The 16,268-nt window shown below is 70.9% G+C and carries 14 protein-coding genes; 11 read left to right on the plus strand and 3 right to left on the minus strand.

What is annotated here, in order from left to right; all coding sequences use genetic code 11:
- Positions 1–59 precede the first annotated feature (59 nt).
- Positions 60–2,036: a threonine--tRNA ligase gene (gene thrS, locus AQI94_RS35970; RefSeq protein WP_031043125.1), complete on the plus strand. Its 1,977-nt coding sequence runs from the start codon at positions 60–62 to the stop codon at positions 2,034–2,036.
- A 28-nt stretch (positions 2,037–2,064) separates the two neighbouring features.
- Here thrS and AQI94_RS35975 read toward each other — a convergent pair whose 3' ends face one another.
- Positions 2,065–2,715 (minus strand): potassium channel family protein, encoded by a 651-nt coding sequence (locus AQI94_RS35975; protein WP_031043128.1) that lies wholly within the window; start codon positions 2,713–2,715, stop codon positions 2,065–2,067.
- Positions 2,716–3,577: 862 nt separating this feature from the next.
- Between AQI94_RS35975 and AQI94_RS35980 the strand changes: the two genes are divergently transcribed.
- Complete coding sequence (locus tag AQI94_RS35980) at positions 3,578–4,138, plus strand: HIT family protein (RefSeq protein ID WP_037942010.1); 561 nt, start codon at positions 3,578–3,580, stop codon at positions 4,136–4,138.
- Positions 4,139–4,279: 141 nt separating this feature from the next.
- Here AQI94_RS35980 and AQI94_RS35985 read toward each other — a convergent pair whose 3' ends face one another.
- Together AQI94_RS35985 and AQI94_RS35990 are read right to left on the minus strand one after the other, a co-directional pair.
- The gene (locus AQI94_RS35985) at positions 4,280–5,944 is read right to left on the minus strand and encodes a hypothetical protein (RefSeq protein WP_031043133.1); all 1,665 of its coding nucleotides are present in this window, start codon (positions 5,942–5,944) and stop codon (positions 4,280–4,282) included.
- A gap of 206 nt (positions 5,945–6,150) precedes the next feature.
- Positions 6,151–8,349, minus strand: coding sequence for an elongation factor G-like protein EF-G2 (locus tag AQI94_RS35990; protein WP_031043135.1), 2,199 nt, complete (start codon positions 8,347–8,349; stop codon positions 6,151–6,153).
- Positions 8,350–8,622: 273 nt separating this feature from the next.
- Between AQI94_RS35990 and pgsA the strand changes: the two genes are divergently transcribed.
- The 9 genes from pgsA (at position 8,623) to ruvA (ending at position 16,264) form a co-directional block, all read left to right on the plus strand.
- Entirely contained in the window at positions 8,623–9,360 is a 738-nt protein-coding gene (gene pgsA / locus AQI94_RS35995) for a phosphatidylinositol phosphate synthase (protein ID WP_031043137.1), read from the plus strand.
- Positions 9,357–10,274 (plus strand): phosphatidylinositol mannoside acyltransferase, encoded by a 918-nt coding sequence (locus AQI94_RS36000; protein ID WP_031043140.1) that lies wholly within the window; start codon positions 9,357–9,359, stop codon positions 10,272–10,274. Before pgsA ends, AQI94_RS36000 begins: the two co-directional genes overlap by 4 nt.
- Positions 10,271–11,440 carry a glycosyltransferase family 4 protein gene (locus AQI94_RS36005; protein WP_031043143.1) on the plus strand — a complete coding sequence of 390 codons (1,170 nt, stop codon included), beginning with the start codon at positions 10,271–10,273 and terminating at the stop codon, positions 11,438–11,440. The genes AQI94_RS36000 and AQI94_RS36005 overlap by 4 nt, the downstream gene beginning before the upstream one ends.
- A 508-nt stretch (positions 11,441–11,948) precedes the next feature.
- A complete protein-coding gene (locus AQI94_RS36010) occupies positions 11,949–12,491 on the plus strand; it encodes a LemA family protein (RefSeq protein WP_031043145.1) in 543 nt (180 codons plus the stop codon).
- A 182-nt stretch (positions 12,492–12,673) separates the two neighbouring features.
- Entirely contained in the window at positions 12,674–13,579 is a 906-nt protein-coding gene (pdxS, locus tag AQI94_RS36015) for a pyridoxal 5'-phosphate synthase lyase subunit PdxS (RefSeq protein WP_031043147.1), read from the plus strand.
- Positions 13,580–13,585: 6 nt separating this feature from the next.
- A complete protein-coding gene (gene pdxT / locus AQI94_RS36020) occupies positions 13,586–14,191 on the plus strand; it encodes a pyridoxal 5'-phosphate synthase glutaminase subunit PdxT (protein WP_031043149.1) in 606 nt (201 codons plus the stop codon).
- Positions 14,192–14,240: 49 nt separating this feature from the next.
- On the plus strand, positions 14,241–14,993 hold the full coding sequence (locus AQI94_RS36025) for a YebC/PmpR family DNA-binding transcriptional regulator (protein WP_031043150.1): 753 nt from the start codon (positions 14,241–14,243) through the stop codon (positions 14,991–14,993).
- A gap of 129 nt (positions 14,994–15,122) precedes the next feature.
- Positions 15,123–15,662 (plus strand): crossover junction endodeoxyribonuclease RuvC, encoded by a 540-nt coding sequence (ruvC, locus tag AQI94_RS36030; protein ID WP_031043154.1) that lies wholly within the window; start codon positions 15,123–15,125, stop codon positions 15,660–15,662.
- Positions 15,659–16,264: a Holliday junction branch migration protein RuvA gene (gene ruvA, locus AQI94_RS36035; RefSeq protein ID WP_031043157.1), complete on the plus strand. Its 606-nt coding sequence runs from the start codon at positions 15,659–15,661 to the stop codon at positions 16,262–16,264. Before ruvC ends, ruvA begins: the two co-directional genes overlap by 4 nt.
- Positions 16,265–16,268 lie beyond the last annotated feature (4 nt).

Here is a 16,268-nt window from a genome sequence, read left to right on the forward strand (position 1 = left end):
ATCGCCTCTTGCGTGCGCTCCTGGTATGGCGCCGCACCCCCTTCAGTCAGGAGAGACCGGTGTCAGACGTCCGTGTGATCATCCAACGCGATTCCGAGCGGGAAGAGCGCGTGGTGACGACGGGCACTACGGCCGCCGAGCTCTTCGCCGGCGAGCGCTCGATCGTCGCCGCGCGCGTGGGAGGCGAGCTCAAGGACCTCGCGTACGTCCTGTCCGAGGGCGACGCCGTCGAGGGCGTCGAGATCTCCTCCGAGGACGGCCTCAACATCCTGCGCCACTCCACCGCGCACGTGATGGCGCAGGCCGTGCAGGAGCTGTTCCCCGAGGCCAAGCTGGGCATCGGCCCGCCGGTCAAGGACGGCTTCTACTACGACTTCGACGTCGAGAAGCCGTTCACGCCCGAGGATCTCAAGGCCATCGAGAAGAAGATGCAGGAGATCCAGAAGCGGGGCCAGAAGTTCTCCCGCCGCGTGGTGACCGACGAGGCGGCTCGTGAGGAGCTGGCGTCCGAGCCGTACAAGCTGGAACTCATCGGCATCAAGGGCTCGGCCTCCTCGGACGACGGCGCGGACGTCGAGGTCGGCTCCGGCGAGCTGACGATCTACGACAACCTCGACGCCAAGACCGGCGACCTGTGCTGGAAGGACCTCTGCCGCGGTCCCCACCTGCCCTCCACCCGGAACATCCCGGCGTTCAAGCTGATGCGCAACGCGGCCGCCTACTGGCGCGGCAGCGAGAAGAACCCCATGCTCCAGCGCATCTACGGCACCGCGTGGCCGACCAAGGACGAGCTGAAGGCGCACCTCGACTTCCTCGCCGAGGCCGAGAAGCGCGACCACCGCAAGCTCGGCTCCGAGCTCGACCTCTTCTCCATCCCGGAGCAGATCGGCTCCGGCCTCGCCGTCTTCCACCCCAAGGGCGGCATCATCCGCCGGGTGATGGAGGACTACTCGCGCCGCCGGCACGAGGAGGAGGGCTACGAGTTCGTCTACACCCCGCACGCGACGAAGGGGAAGCTCTTCGAGCAGTCCGGGCACCTGGACTGGTACGCCGACGGCATGTACCCGCCCATGCAGCTCGACGAGGGCGTGGACTACTACCTCAAGCCCATGAACTGCCCGATGCACAACCTGATCTTCGACGCGCGCGGCCGCTCCTACCGCGAACTGCCGCTGCGCCTCTTCGAGTTCGGGACCGTGTACCGGTACGAGAAGTCGGGCGTCGTGCACGGCCTCACGCGTGCGCGTGGCTTCACCCAGGACGACGCGCACATCTACTGCACCCGTGAGCAGATGTCGGAGGAGCTCGACAAGACGCTCACCTTCGTCCTCGGCCTGCTGCGCGACTACGGCCTGACCGACTTCTACCTGGAGCTGTCCACCAAGGACCCGGAGAAGTTCGTCGGCTCGGACGAGGTCTGGGAGGAGGCGACCGAGACCCTGCGCCAGGTCGCCGAGAAGCAGGGCCTGCCCCTCGTGCCCGACCCGGGCGGCGCCGCCTTCTACGGCCCGAAGATCTCCGTCCAGACGAAGGACGCCATCGGCCGGACCTGGCAGATGTCCACGATCCAGCTGGACTTCAACCTGCCGGAGCGCTTCGAGCTGGAGTACACCTCGCCCGACGGCTCCAAGCAGCGCCCGGTCATGATCCACCGCGCCCTGTTCGGTTCCATCGAGCGGTTCTTCGCGGTGCTCCTGGAGCACTACGCGGGCGCCTTCCCGGCGTGGCTGGCCCCGGTCCAGGCGCTGGGCATCCCGATCGGCGACGCGCACGTCGAGTACCTGGAGAAGTTCGCGGCCGCGGCCAAGAAGCAGGGCCTGCGGGTCGAGGTCGACTCCTCGTCCGACCGCATGCAGAAGAAGATCCGCAACGCCCAGAAGCAGAAGGTGCCCTTCATGGTCATCGCGGGCGACGAGGACATGGCGGGCGGCTCAGTCTCCTTCCGCTACCGCGACGGCTCGCAGGAGAACGGCATCCCCTTCGACGAGGCCATCGCGAAGATCGCGAAGGTCGTGGAGGAGCGGGCGCAGGTCTGATCTCCGTACGGCGGGGCCCTCGGGGAGTTCAGCTTCCCGGGGGCCTCTCGTCGTCCTCCCGGGAGAACACCTGGAGCAGCCAGGAGGCGAAGGTGCCGGTCACGGCGGCGAGCAGGGCCATCCCGATCATCATCACGCCGACCGCGATCAGCCGCCCCAGCGGGGTGACCGGGGTGACGTCGCCGTAGCCGACGGTGGTCAGGGTGGCGCAGGCCCACCAGACGGCGTCGCCGAAGGTGGGCATGGTGGTACCGGGGGCGTCGCGTTCCTGCTGGTACACGGCGAGGGCGCCGGCGAAGCCCAGCAGAAGGGTCGACAGACCGGAGTACGCGATCACGCGCGCGTGCAGGGCGAGCCGGGGTTCGCCGCGGCGCCGCAGCACGGCCTCGTACACCTTCACCACCCTGAGCGGCCGCAGCAGCGGCAGGAGCAGGACCACGGTGTCCAGCACATGCTTCCGCACGAAGCGGTGACGCTGCCCGCTGAGGCGCCAGCGCACCGCGTAGTCCACGGCGAAGAGCGCCCATGCGGCCAGCGTCACCGCCAGACAGAGGTCGAGCACGGCCTGCGGGAGGCCGGGGGCCAGGACCCGGAGCGCGTACGAGGCGAGGAAGGCCATGGAGGCGACGGCGAGAGGGATCTCGGTGTGCTGCTCCCAGTGGGCCTGGCGGTGGGCCATGCCGACGGGGTCGGGACGACCGCCGCTGCCGGGTCGGCGGTGGGCCGGGCGGTGGGTCCGGGGGGTGCCCGTGCCGTGAGACCGGGAGGCGTCCGCGCCGGGGGCTCGGCGGTGGGCGGCGGCGCGTGGCGGGCGGCCGGGTGTGCTGTGGGGCCGGTGGTCTGCGGTGTTGTGGATGTCGGGTTCGTGGGTGGCGTGGGGGTCGTGCGTGGCGCGAGTGGCATGGGGGTCGCGCCTGGCGCGGATGGCGTGTGGGTCCTGGGCCTCGTCGTCTGCCGCGCCGCGGCCTTCGGGCTCGCCTGTGCGGTCGAGATCGGGAGCGTGGTCACTGGAGGGCTTCCGCGCGTCGGGGTCCTGAGGGTCGTGAGGCCGGCGCGCGTCCGTGCCGTTGGTGCCGTGGCGGTCGCTGTCGGGGCGTGTGCGGTTGTCGTCGGTGCCGTGCCGGTCGTCGCCGGGGCGTGCGTCTGTGTCGTCGGGCCCGTGCTCGTGGTCGCCGGGGCTCGTGTGGTTGTCGCTGGTCTCGTGCCCGTTGTCGTCGGCCTCGTGCTCGTTCTCGCCGGGGTGTGTGCGGTTGTCGTTGGTCTCGTGCCGGTCGTCATCGGGGCGTGAGCGCTTGCCGTCGGGCCCGTGGTCGTTCTCGCCGGGGTTCGTGTGGTTGTCGTCGGTCTCGTGCCCGTTGTCATCGGGGCGTGCGTCCGTGTCGTCGGGCCCGTGCCCGTCGTCGCCGGGCCGCGTGCCGCTGTCGTCGGCCCCGCGCTCTTCGCCGCCGGGGCGCGTGCCGCTGTCGTCGTCCACTTGCCCAGCTTGGCCCGGGCTGCTTTTCGCACAACCCCGCCGACACGGCGCGAACGGGCGAAGTCATATGCTGCTTTGCATGACGAGTGAGCCGGAGCAGCAGTTGGGAGTGGGGACGCAGGACGCGTTCCAGCGTCTGTGGACACCCCACCGGATGGCCTACATCCAGGGCGAGAACAAGCCGACCGGCCCGGGTGCCGACGACGGCTGCCCCTTCTGCTCGATTCCGGCCAAGTCGGACGAGGACGGTCTGGTCGTCCGGCGCGGCCGGCTGGTGTACGCGGTGCTCAACCTCTACCCCTACACCGGCGGCCATCTCATGGTCGTGCCCTACCGTCACGTGGCCGACTACACCGAGCTGACCGAGCCGGAGACCGCTGAGCTGGCGGCGCTGACCAAGCAGGCGATGACGGCCCTGCGGACGGCCTCCGGGGCGCACGGCTTCAACATCGGCATGAACCAGGGGACGGTCGCCGGCGCCGGTATCGCCGCCCATCTCCACCAGCACATCGTCCCGCGCTGGGGCGGCGACACGAACTTCATGCCGGTCGTCGGCCACACGAAGGTGCTGCCGCAGCTGCTGGGCGACACCCGCAAGATGCTGTCGGAGGCGTGGCCGACGGTCTGAACTCGGCTGGGTCCGGCATCTCCAGCCCGTCCGGCGTTTGAGGACGAGGCCGTCCAGGCCGAAGGGGGTCTGGGGGCGCAGCCCCCAGGGAACCGGCACCCAGACCCACCCGCACGTCGACCCGGGCCGCCCGCCGGAGGCCTACGCGTCGTAGACATCCGCCTTCCGCGGCGACACGTCCTGCACCTGCGTGCTCAGGAAGCCCGCCCGCGTGCCGAACTTCTCGGTGTCCACGCCGTTCTCCGCCAGGACCCGGATCGCCGCCGAGTGCACCACCCTCAGTACCGGCGTCGCGGCGCGCAGCGCGTCGTCGGCCATGAAGCGGTGCCGCCATGGCTTGTCCGCCCAGGCGTGCCGCAGACCGAACGGCTCGGGCAGCGCGAGCGAGCCGCCGAGCCAGTTGAGCAGCGGTGGGTACCAGGTCAGGGGCGCCCGGGCGGTCAGACGGACCACCTCGTCCGCGTCGACCAGCGGGAGCTTGATCTTCTTGGTCTCCCAGAACCTGACCTGCTTGGCGACTTCCTTCTCCTTGGCCGCCGGCTTCGAGGTGAACAGCCCGTGCACCGGCCCCAGGGCGTGCCCGGTGACCTCGATGCGCAGCGTCTCGTGCAGCACGGTCACCGTGATCAGCATGGTGAGGACCAACTGGCCCTCCCACAGCGTCCACTGGACGCCCAGATAGTGCCGGTCGCCGCCACCGAACTGCTGCTTGTTGCAGATGTCCTGTATCGCGTGGGTCTTGACCTGGTAGGCGTCCACGTCCGTGCCCCCGGGCCGGGACACCTCCTTCGCGCCCTCCGCGATCGGGGTGACGACCCAGTGCCGTATGGACGGCTTCGGGAAGCCGCCGGTGTTGATGGTGTTGCGCTCCAGCATGCGGAGCTGGTCGTGGATGGAACGGACGACGTCCCAGCTGCGGAAGGGATGGATCTCCCGGGTGGGGTCGGCGGACACCAGGTCCTCGGCGAGCTGCCAGCTGCCCCAGCGGGTGCCCATGCCGAGTATGCCCTTGGGACCGGCGTAGAAGACCGAGTTGGACTGCTGCTCGGCGCTGAGCGTGGCCAGGGACTGGCGCAGTTGCTCGGCCGCGGTCTCGCCGGGGTTGCTCGGCACCGCCTCGGGCACCTTGGCGCCCACGCTGCTGCCGGCCAGCAGACTGGCCCAGCGCTCCCGGAGGTCCCTGGCGGTGCGCTCGCAGATCTGCTTGGCCCAGAACCAGCCGACCACGGGAAGGGCCACGCACGCGCGTGCGTACCAGCCCCAGAAACCTCCGAACGGCATCTTGATCAGGAAGAGCACGGCCAGCGCGCCCATCGCGACGAGCAGGGCGGTGGCGAGCGCGCCCGCCTGCTTGTTGTCCTCGCGCTTGGCGATGTTGGTGCGCAGCGTGAAGACCAGCAGCCAGACGAGGAGTCCCGGCAGGAAGAGCACACCACACAGCACCATCACGGCGGTCAGCCAGTTGTCCCGGTCCCGGCGGATGTTGTTCGCCGCGAGACAGTGCTCGACCACGACCTGCGGCTCGGCGCCGAAGGACTGGATGAGCGGCTTGCGCCCCACGCCGAGCATGCGCGCGACCACGGCCGTGGAGAACGCCTCGCCCAGGTTGGGGCGGAAGATCTTCGCCCACTTGCGGCCGCCCTTGACGGCCGACTCGTGCCACTCGTTGTTGGCCTTGAGGATCTCCTCCACCGGATTGTCCCGATAGGCCGCCGAGGCCAGCGCGAACGTCGCCGTCTGCGCCTCGTCGCCCGTGCGCGGCACCTGCGGACCGAAGATGTCCGCGTAACCGCCGTCAACGGTCATTCCCGCCCCCGATCGCCGCCGGACTCACCCACTGCGGCCTTCCCGACTTCCGTGCTTCGCACACCTGTTGATCAGGTCATCAGCGTATCCGTACGCGCTGACATTAATCGGCGGACGGCCGAAGCCGCCCGCCGATTCGGAGGGGAGCGTTCCAGAACCGTCACCCGAGAGGCTCCGGACGCCACTTGTGCGGCATCCGGACCCAACTACGAGGCGGCACGCGCCTCTTCACGGATCCTCTCGGCGATCTGCGGCGGCATGGGCTCGTGCCGCGCGTAGGAGCGGCTGAAGCGCGCGGTGCCGTGCGAGAGGGACCTGAGGTCCACCGCGTACCGCCCGATCTCGATCTCGGGCACCTCGGCCTTGATGAGCGTGCGGCCGCCGTTGGTCTGCTCGGTGCCCAGCACCCGGCCACGCCGCCCGGACAGGTCGCTCATCACGGCGCCCACATAGTCGTCGCCGACCAGCACGGACACCTCGGAAACCGGCTCCAGCAGATGGATCCGGGCGTCCGCCGCCGCCTCCCTGAGGGCCAGCGCCCCGGCCGTCTGGAACGCGGCGTCCGAGGAGTCCACGGAGTGCGCCTTGCCGTCCAGCAGCGTGACCCGGACGTCGATCAGCTGATGGCCGGTGGCCACCCCCTTGGCCGCCTGCGCCCGTACGCCCTTCTCGACGGACGGGATGAACTGCCGCGGCACCGCGCCGCCGACGACCTTGTCCACGAACTCGATGCCCGAACCACCGGGCAGCGGTTCCACCTCGATCTCGCAGATGGCGAACTGCCCGTGCCCACCGGACTGCTTCACATGCCGCCCGCGCCCGGCCGACTTGTCGGCGAACGTCTCCCGCAGCGGCACCCGGTGCGGTACGAGGTCGACCTGTACGCCGTAGCGGCTGCGCAGCCGCTCCAGCGCCACGTCGGCATGCGCCTCGCCCAGGCACCACAGGACGACCTGGTGGGTGTCCTGGTTCTGTTCGAGCCGCATGGTCGGGTCCTCGGCGACCAGCCGGGCGAGGCCCTGCGAGAGCTTGTCCTCGTCCGCCTTGCTGTGCGCCTGGATGGCGAGGGGCAGCAGCGGGTCCGGCATCTCCCACGGCTCCATGAGCAGCGGGTCGTCCTTGGCGGAGAGGGTGTCGCCGGTCTCCGCGCGGCTGAGCTTCGCCACGCACGCGAGGTCGCCCGCGATGCAGTGCGAGAGCTGGCGCTGCTGCTTGCCGAAGGGGGCGGACAGGGCGCCGATGCGCTCGTCGACGTCGTGGTCCTCGTGCCCGCGGTCGGCGAGCCCGTGCCCGGAGACATGGACCGTCTCGTCGGGGCGCAGGGTCCCGGAGAAGACCCGCACCAGCGAGATCCGGCCGACATACGGGTCGGACGCCGTCTTCACGACCTCCGCGACCAGCGGCCCCTCGGTGTCGCACGCCTTGATCTCGCGCGGCTTGCCGTCGATGGTCGTGACGCCCGGCGTGGGGTGCTCGAACGGCGTCGGGAACCCGCCCGTGACCAGCTCCAGCAGCTCGACCGTACCGAGCCCCTGCCGGGCGCCGTCGGTCGCGGGGGCGGCGGCCAGGACCGGATGGAACACCCCGCGCGCGACGGCCCGCTCCAGGTCCTCCACGAGCGTCTTGAAATCGATCTCCTCGCCGCCCAGATAGCGGTCCATGAGGGTCTCGTCCTCGCTCTCCGAGATGATCCCCTCGATCAGCCGGTTGCGGGCCTCCTCGATCCCCGGCAGCAGGTCCTCGCCCGGCTCGGACTCCTTGCGCTCCCCGGACGAGTAGTCGAACAGCTTCTGCGACAGCAGTCCGGTCAGCCCGGTCACGGGCGCGTGCCCGTCGGGTCCCTGCGGCGCGCGCAGCGGCAGATAGAGCGGGAGCACGGCGTCGGGGTCGTCGCCGCCGAAGGCCTCCGCGCAGATCCGCGTCATCTCCTCGAAGTCCGCCCGCGCGGCCTCAAGGTGCGTGATCACAATCGCGCGGGGCATGCCGACGGCCGCGCACTCCTCCCACACCATGCGGGTGGAGCCGTCGACCCCGTCCGAGGCCGAGACGACGAAAAGGGCCGCGTCCGCCGCTCGCAGACCGGCCCTGAGTTCCCCGACGAAGTCGGCGTATCCGGGGGTGTCCAGAAGGTTGATCTTGTACCCGTCCCACTCGACGGGCACCAGGGAGAGCTGTACCGAGCGTTGCTGCCGGTGCTCGATCTCGTCGTAGTCCGAGACGGTGCCGCCGTCCTCCACGCGGCCCGCCCGGTTCACTGCTCCCGCGGTGAGTGCGAGAGCTTCCACCAATGTCGTCTTGCCCGATCCGGAGTGGCCGACCAGCACCACATTCCGTACGGACGCGGGGTGGTCGGCCGCTGTTGCCCTGCCGGCGGCTCCGGGGTGTGCGTTCGCCTTGTCGCCCATGGCCTTGCCTCCCGTGCACGGTGAGGTCACTGTGGGCGCGGACATGCGGACCCGCGTGCGGTGCGGCTCCGGTGACGCCCGCGGTCCTTCGAGCTTTCCACTCCCGTCACGGTGCGTCCATACGACGGACGCGATCGCGCCGTGACCCGGATGCGCCGAGCCCGTGACACCGGCTCCGGGTGCCCGGCCGTCGCCCACGCGCGCGCGTGGCTACGATGGGCCAGCCGGTGGCCAGCAGGGGCCGAGCCGGCCACACCGACCGTCGGGAAGGCCATGCTGAACAAGTACGCGCGTGCATTTTTTACGCGTGTCCTCACCCCGTTCGCCTCATTTCTGATCAGAAGGGGCGTCAGCCCCGACACGGTCACGCTCCTCGGCACCGCCGGAGTGGTCGCGGGCGCGCTGGTCTTCTATCCCATGGGCGAGTTCTTCTGGGGCACGGTCGTGATCACGCTGTTCGTGTTCTCCGACCTCGTCGACGGCAACATGGCCCGCCAGCTCGGCCGTTCCAGCCGCTGGGGCGCCTTCCTCGACTCCACCCTCGACCGCGTCGCCGACGGCGCGATCTTCGGCGGCTTCGCCCTCTGGTACGCGGGCGGGGGCGACGACATCGTCCTGTGCGCGGTCTCCATCTTCTGCCTGGCCAGCGGCCAGGTGGTGTCGTACACGAAGGCCCGTGGCGAGTCGATCGGGCTGCCGGTCGCCGTCAACGGCCTCGTGGAGCGTGCCGAGCGCCTGGTGATCTCGCTGACCCTGGCTGGCCTCGCGGGCCTGCACAAGTTCGGCGTGCCCGGCATCCAGTACCTGCTGCCGGTCGCGCTGTGGATCGTCGCCGTCGGCAGCCTGGTCACGCTGATCCAGCGAGTCGTCACGGTCCGCCGCGAGTCGGCGGAGGCCGAGGAGGCCGCCGCGGAGCCGGGTGCCGACTCGGACGCCGCCGACTCCGGTGCCGCCGAGGCGGACGTGGCCGGGGAGAACTCCCGGCAGCAGGGGAGCGAGGCCGCGAAGTGAGCGCCCAGGAGCGGCTGACGGACTCGCTGTACGGCCTCGGCTGGGGCGTGGTGAAGAAGCTCCCCGAGCCGGTCGCCGTGCGCCTCGGCCGGAGCATCGCCGACCTGGCCTGGAAGCAGCGCGGCAAGGGCGTGCTCCGCCTGGAGAGCAACTACGCGCGCGTGGTGCCCGACGCGAGCCCCGAGCGCCTCGCCGAGCTCTCGCGCGCGGGCATGCGGTCGTATCTGCGCTACTGGATGGAGTCCTTCCGGCTGCCCGCCTGGAGCAAGGACCGCATCAAGAGCGGCTTCGCCCCGAAGGGCCTCCACCACCTCACCGACGGACTCGCCGCGGGCAGGGGCGTCGTCCTCGCGCTGCCGCACATGGCCAACTGGGACCTCGCCGGCGCCTGGGTCACCACCAAGCTGGAGACCCCGTTCACCACGGTCGCCGAACGGCTCAAGCCGGAGACGCTGTACGACCGTTTCGTCGCCTACCGCGAGGGCCTCGGCATGGAGGTGCTCCCGCACAGCGGCGGCACCGCCTTCGGCACGCTGGCCCGGCGGCTGCGGGACGGCGGCCTGGTCTGTCTGGTCGCCGAGCGCGACCTGTCGTCGTCCGGCGTCGAGGTGCAGTTCTTCGGCGAGGCGACCCGCATCCCCGCGGGCCCTGCCCTGCTGGCCCAGCAGACGGGCGCGCTGCTGCTGCCGGTGACACTCTGGTACGACGACTCGCCCGTCATGCAGGGAAGGGTGCACCCCCCGGTCGAGGTGCCCGGGACAGGTACGCGGGCCGAAAAGACGTCTGTCATGGCACAGGCGCTGGCCGATGCCTTCGCCACAGGGATCGCCGACCACCCGGAGGACTGGCACATGCTGCAGCGCTTGTGGCTGAAGGACCTCGAACCCCGACCCTCGGACGGGGCCCGCCCGTGAGAATCGGCATCGTCTGCCCGTACTCCTGGGATGTGCCGGGTGGCGTGCAGTTCCACATCCGCGATCTCGCCGAGTACTTCATCCGGCTCGGCCACGAGGTGTCCGTCCTCGCCCCGGCCGACGACGACACCCCGCTGCCGCCGTACGTCGTCTCGGCCGGCCGCGCGGTCCCGGTGCCCTACAACGGCTCGGTGGCCCGGCTGAGCTTCGGCTTCCTGTCGGCGGCACGGGTGCGCCGCTGGCTGCACGACGGCGCGTTCGACGTGGTCCACATCCATGAGCCGTCCTCGCCGTCCCTCGGCCTGCTGACCTGCTGGGCCGCGCAGGGCCCGATCGTCGCCACCTTCCACACCTCGAACCCGCGCTCGCGGGTCATGGTCGCCGCGTACTCGATCCTCCAGGCCGCCCTGGAGAAGATCAGTGCCCGGATCGCCGTCAGCGAGTACGCCCGCCGCACGCTCGTCGAGCACCTCGGCGGCGACGCGGTGGTCATCCCCAACGGCGTGGACGTCGACTTCTTCGCCAAGGCCGAGCCGAAGCCCGAGTGGCAGGGCGACACGATCGGCTTCATGGGGCGCATCGACGAGCCCCGCAAGGGCCTGCCGGTGCTGATGAAGGCCCTGCCGAAGATCCTCGCCGAGCGTCCGCGGACCCGGCTGCTGGTCGCCGGGCGCGGCGACGAGGAGGAGGCAGTGGAGTCCCTTCCCGAGGAGCTGCGCGCGCGCGTGGAGTTCCTCGGCATGGTCAGCGACCAGGACAAGGCCCGCTTCCTGCGCAGCGTCGACCTGTATGTCGCCCCCAACACCGGCGGCGAGAGCTTCGGGATCATCCTGGTCGAGGCCATGTCAGCGGGCGCCCCGGTGCTCGCCTCCGACCTCGACGCCTTCGCCCAGGTCCTCGACCACGGCGCGGCGGGCGAACTCTTCGCCAACGAGGACGCGGACGCACTCGCCGAGGCGGCGGTACGGCTGCTCGGCGACCCGTCGAGGCTCGCCGAACTCCGCGAGCGCGGCAGCGCCCACGTCCGCCGCTTCGACTGGTCGACCGTCGGGGCGGACATCCTGTCGGTCTACGAGACGGTGACATCGGGCGCGGCGGCGGTGGCAGCGGCGGACGACGACCGTGGCCCGGGACTGCGAGCACGGCTGGGCCTGGCCAGGGACTGACCGCGACGCGGGCGTCGGACGCGGGGGATCTTGTTCGGCCGCCGCTGGGGCGGCGTGGCGGGGTCTGGTTGGTGGGCGCTGGGTCGGTGCTGTGCCGGGGCCTGGACGGTCGGCGGCGGGCCGTGCCGTGCCGGTTCCCGGTTTCGGCGGCCATGAGTTCGTGCCGAGCTGGGACGTGCTTCGACCGCCACGACCTGCCTGGCCGGTGGCGGGTCGGCGCCCGGTCGGAGTCCGCTTGGTCGGAGACGGGTCGGGGCTGTGCTCAGGGCTTGCCCGGTAGCGGAGGGTCGGTGCCGGGCCGGAGCCTGCCGGGGTGGCCACAGCCTCGCCGAGCCGGACTCGTTTCGCCGGCCACCACCGTGCCGTGGCGGGGTGCCCCGTGTTGTCGGTGGCCGTCTCGTACCCCGCCGCCCCCGCCGCCCCTTGAAGGACGGTCTCGCGCTTCCGAGCGCCCCGACCCCGTGCCTGGCCCACCCAGCCCCCACCCGCCCCGATAGCCTTGCTGCCCGTGACTCCCACCCTCATCTGGATTCTCGTCGCGCTGGTCGCGATCGGCCTTTACCTGAGCTGGACCGCGGGCCGTCTCGACCGGCTGCACGCCAGGATCGACGCCACGCGCGCGGGCCTGGACGCGCAGTTGCTCCGGCGGGCGTCCGTGGCCCAGGAACTGGCCACCTCGGGCGTGCTCGACCCGGCCGCGTCGATCGTCCTGTACGAGGCCGCACACGCCGCCCGGCAGGCCGAGGAGGAGCAGCGGGAGGTGGCCGAGAGCGAGCTGAGCCAGGCGCTGCGGGCCGTGTTCGCGGAGATGGCCCAGGTGGAGGGGATCCGTGAGGCGCCCGGGGGAGAGGCGGCGGCCCACGAGCTCACCGAGGCCGTACGACGCGTCCCGATGGCTCGCCGCTTCCACAACGACGCCGTCGGCGCGGCCCGCCGGCTGCGCCAGCACCGCAAGGTCCGCTGGTTCCGCCTGGCCGGCCACGCCCCCTTCCCGATGGCCTTCGAGATGGACGACGAGCCGCCCGCGGCCTTGGTGGACCGGGCCGCGTAGGGAGACGGGCCTGGAGGTCCACGAGGTCCAGGGCGGCGGCCACCACCGCGGCTACGGCTCCAGCCAAGCCCACTGGAGCGCCAAAACGATCCACCGGCTCCCCATTGGCCCTTGCAGTGGACTGGTCCGGTGACGTTTCCTCGGTGCTGCAGCAGTCCCTTTCACTTCAGCGAGGTCAACCCGTGTCCAGCACCGAGAACCAGGCTCCCGAGACCGGCACCGCGCGCGTGAAGCGCGGTATGGCGGAGCAGCTCAAGGGCGGCGTGATCATGGACGTCGTCACGCCGGAGCAGGCGAAGATCGCGGAGGACGCGGGTGCCGTCGCCGTCATGGCCCTGGAGCGGGTCCCCGCCGACATCCGCAAGGACGGCGGCGTGGCCCGGATGTCCGACCCTGACATGATCGAGGGCATCATCGAGGCCGTGTCCATCCCGGTCATGGCGAAGTCCCGCATCGGCCACTTCGTCGAGGCCCAGGTCCTGCAGTCCCTCGGCGTCGACTACATCGACGAGTCCGAGGTCCTCACCCCGGCCGACGAGGTCAACCACAGCGACAAGTTCGCCTTCACGACCCCCTTCGTCTGCGGTGCCACCAACCTGGGCGAGGCCCTGCGCCGCATCGCCGAGGGCGCGGCCATGATCCGCTCCAAGGGCGAGGCCGGCACCGGCAACGTCGTCGAGGCCGTCCGCCACCTGCGCCAGATCAAGAACGAGATCGCCCGCCTGCGCGGCTACGACAACAACGAGCTGTACGCCGCCGCCAAGGACCTGCGCGCCCCGTACGAGCTGGTCAAGGAGGTCGCCGAGCTCGGCAAGCTCCCGGTCGTGCTGTTCTCCGCCGGTGGTGTGGCCACCCCGGCCGACGCCGCGCTCATGCGCCAGCTCGGCGCCGAGGGCGTCTTCGTCGGCTCCGGCATCTTCAAGTCCGGCGACCCGGCCAAGCGCGCCGCCGCCATCGTGAAGGCCACCACCTTCTACGACGACCCGAAGATCATCGCGGACGCGTCCCGCAACCTCGGCGAGGCCATGGTCGGCATCAACTGCGACACCCTGCCCGAGGCCGAGCGCTACGCCAACCGCGGCTGGTAACCAGTCATGAGCACTCCTGTCATAGGCGTCCTGGCCCTCCAGGGCGACGTCCGGGAGCACCTCGTCGCCCTGGCCGCGGCCGACGCCGTGGCCAGGGCGGTGCGGCGCCCCGACGAACTCGCCGAGGTGGACGGCCTCGTCATCCCCGGCGGCGAGTCCACCACCATCTCCAAGCTGGCCGTGCTGTTCGGCGTGATGGAGCCGCTTCGCGCGCGCGTGCATGCGGGCCTGCCCGTCTACGGCACCTGCGCGGGGCTGATCATGCTGGCCGACAAGATCCTCGACCCGCGCTCGGGTCAGGAGACGATCGGCGGGATCGACATGATCGTGCGCCGCAACGCCTTCGGACGTCAGAACGAGTCCTTCGAGGCCGCGGTCGACGTCAAGGGAGTTCCGGGCGATCCGGTGGAGGGCGTCTTCATCCGTGCCCCCTGGGTGGAGTCCGTCGGCGCCGAGGCCGAGGTGCTCGCCGAGCACGGCGGTCACATCGTCGCGGTCCGCCAGGGCAACGCGCTCGCCACGTCGTTCCACCCGGAACTGACCGGCGACCACCGCGTGCACTCCCTGTTTGTCGACATGGTGCGCGCGAACCGGACGCGGGAGTCCTTGTAGGATCTCAGGCGTTGGTTGCAGGGATGGGTTACGCGAAGGAGACAGGCAGATGTCCGGCCACTCTAAATGGGCTACGACGAAGCACAAGAAGGCCGTGATCGACGCCAAGCGCGGCAAGCTCTTCGCGAAGCTGATCAAGAACATCGAGGTCGCGGCCCGCATGGGCGGCGTCGACATCGAGGGCAACCCGACTCTCTACGACGCCATCCAGAAGGCGAAGAAGCAGTCGGTCCCGAACAAGAACATCGACTCCGCGGTCAAGCGCGGCGGCGGCCTCGAAGCCGGCGGCGCCGACTACGAGACGATCATGTACGAGGGCTACGGCCCCAACGGCGTCGCGGTGCTCATCGAGTGCCTGACCGACAACCGCAACCGCGCCGCCTCCGACGTGCGCGTCGCCATGACCCGCAACGGCGGCAACATGGCCGACCCCGGCTCGGTGTCGTACCTCTTCAACCGCAAGGGCGTCGTCGTCGTCCCCAAGGGCGAGCTCACCGAGGACGACGTGCTCGGCGCCGTCCTGGACGCGGGTGCCGAAGAAGTCAACGACCTGGGTGAGTCCTTCGAGATCCTCAGCGAGGCCACCGACCTGGTCGCCGTCCGCACCGCCCTCCAGGACGCCGGGATCGACTACGACTCCGCCGACGCCAACTTCGTCCCGACCATGCAGGTCGAACTGGACGAGGAGGGCGCCAGGAAGATCTTCCGGCTGATCGACGCCCTCGAGGACAGCGACGACGTCCAGAACGTCTTCGCCAACTTCGACGTGAGCGACGAGGTCATGGAGAAGGTGGACGCCTGAGCCGACGCTCAGCTGTGAACGGGCCGACGGGGCACACCCGTCGGCCCGTCCCTTTGCCGGGCGTTGCTGGCGGTCGTTGTCGGTGGCACCCGATAGCCTGCACAAACAGGCGAGCGAAGGAGGGGGAGCGTGCGCGTACTCGGGGTGGACCCCGGTCTCACGCGATGCGGCGTGGGCGTCGTCGAGGGAGTCGCGGGCCGGCCGCTCACGATGATCGGCGTCGGGGTCGTCCGCACGCCCGCGGACGCCGAGTTGGGACAGCGGCTCGTCGCCGTCGAGCAGGGCATCGAGCAGTGGCTGGACGAGCACCGGCCCCAATTCGTCGCCGTGGAGCGGGTGTTCAGCCAGCACAACGTGCGTACGGTGATGGGTACCGCCCAGGCCAGCGCCGTCGCCATGCTGTGCGCCGCCCGCCGCGGCATCCCGGTCGCCCTGCACACCCCGAGCGAGGTCAAGGCCGCCGTCACCGGCAGCGGCCGCGCCGACAAGGCCCAAGTAGGCGCCATGGTCACCCGCCTGCTGCGGCTCGACGCCCCGCCCAAGCCGGCCGATGCCGCCGACGCGCTCGCCCTCGCCATCTGCCACATCTGGCGCGCCCCCGCCCAGAACCGACTCCAGCAGGCCGTCGCCCTGCACACAGCCACAGCACGGAAAGGCCGTACGGCATGATCGCCTTCGTGAGCGGCACGATCGCCGCCCTCGCCCCCGACACCGCGGTGGTCGAGGTCGGCGGTGTCGGCATGGCGGTGCAGTGCACGCCGAACACACTGTCGACCCTTCGCCTCGGTCAGCCGGCCAAGCTCGCCACCTCCCTGGTCGTACGCGAGGACTCTCTCACCCTCTACGGCTTCGTCGACGACGACGAGCGTCAGACCTTCGAGCTGCTCCAGACCGCCAGCGGAGTCGGCCCGCGCCTCGCCCAGGCCATGCTGGCCGTGCACGCGCCGGACGCGCTGCGCCGGGCGGTGGCCACCGGCGACGAGAAGGCGCTCATCGCCGTGCCCGGCATCGGCAAGAAGGGCGCCCAGAAGCTGCTCCTGGAGCTCAAGGACCGGCTGGGCGAGCCGATCGGCGCCCCCGCGATCGGCGCTCCCGTCACCCAGGGCTGGCGCGACCAGCTGCACGCCGCCCTGATCGGCCTCGGGTACGCCACGCGCGAGGCCGACGAGGCCGTCACCGCCGTGACCCCGCAGGCGGAGGCGTCCGAGGGCACGCCCCAGGTGGGCCAGCTGCTGAAGGCCGCCCTGCAGACCCTGAACCGCGCCCGCTAGGAGA

Origin of the sequence: Streptomyces pseudovenezuelae (assembly GCF_001513955.1) — a bacterium.
In the GTDB taxonomy this organism is placed as follows: Bacteria; Actinomycetota; Actinomycetes; order Streptomycetales; family Streptomycetaceae; genus Streptomyces; species Streptomyces pseudovenezuelae.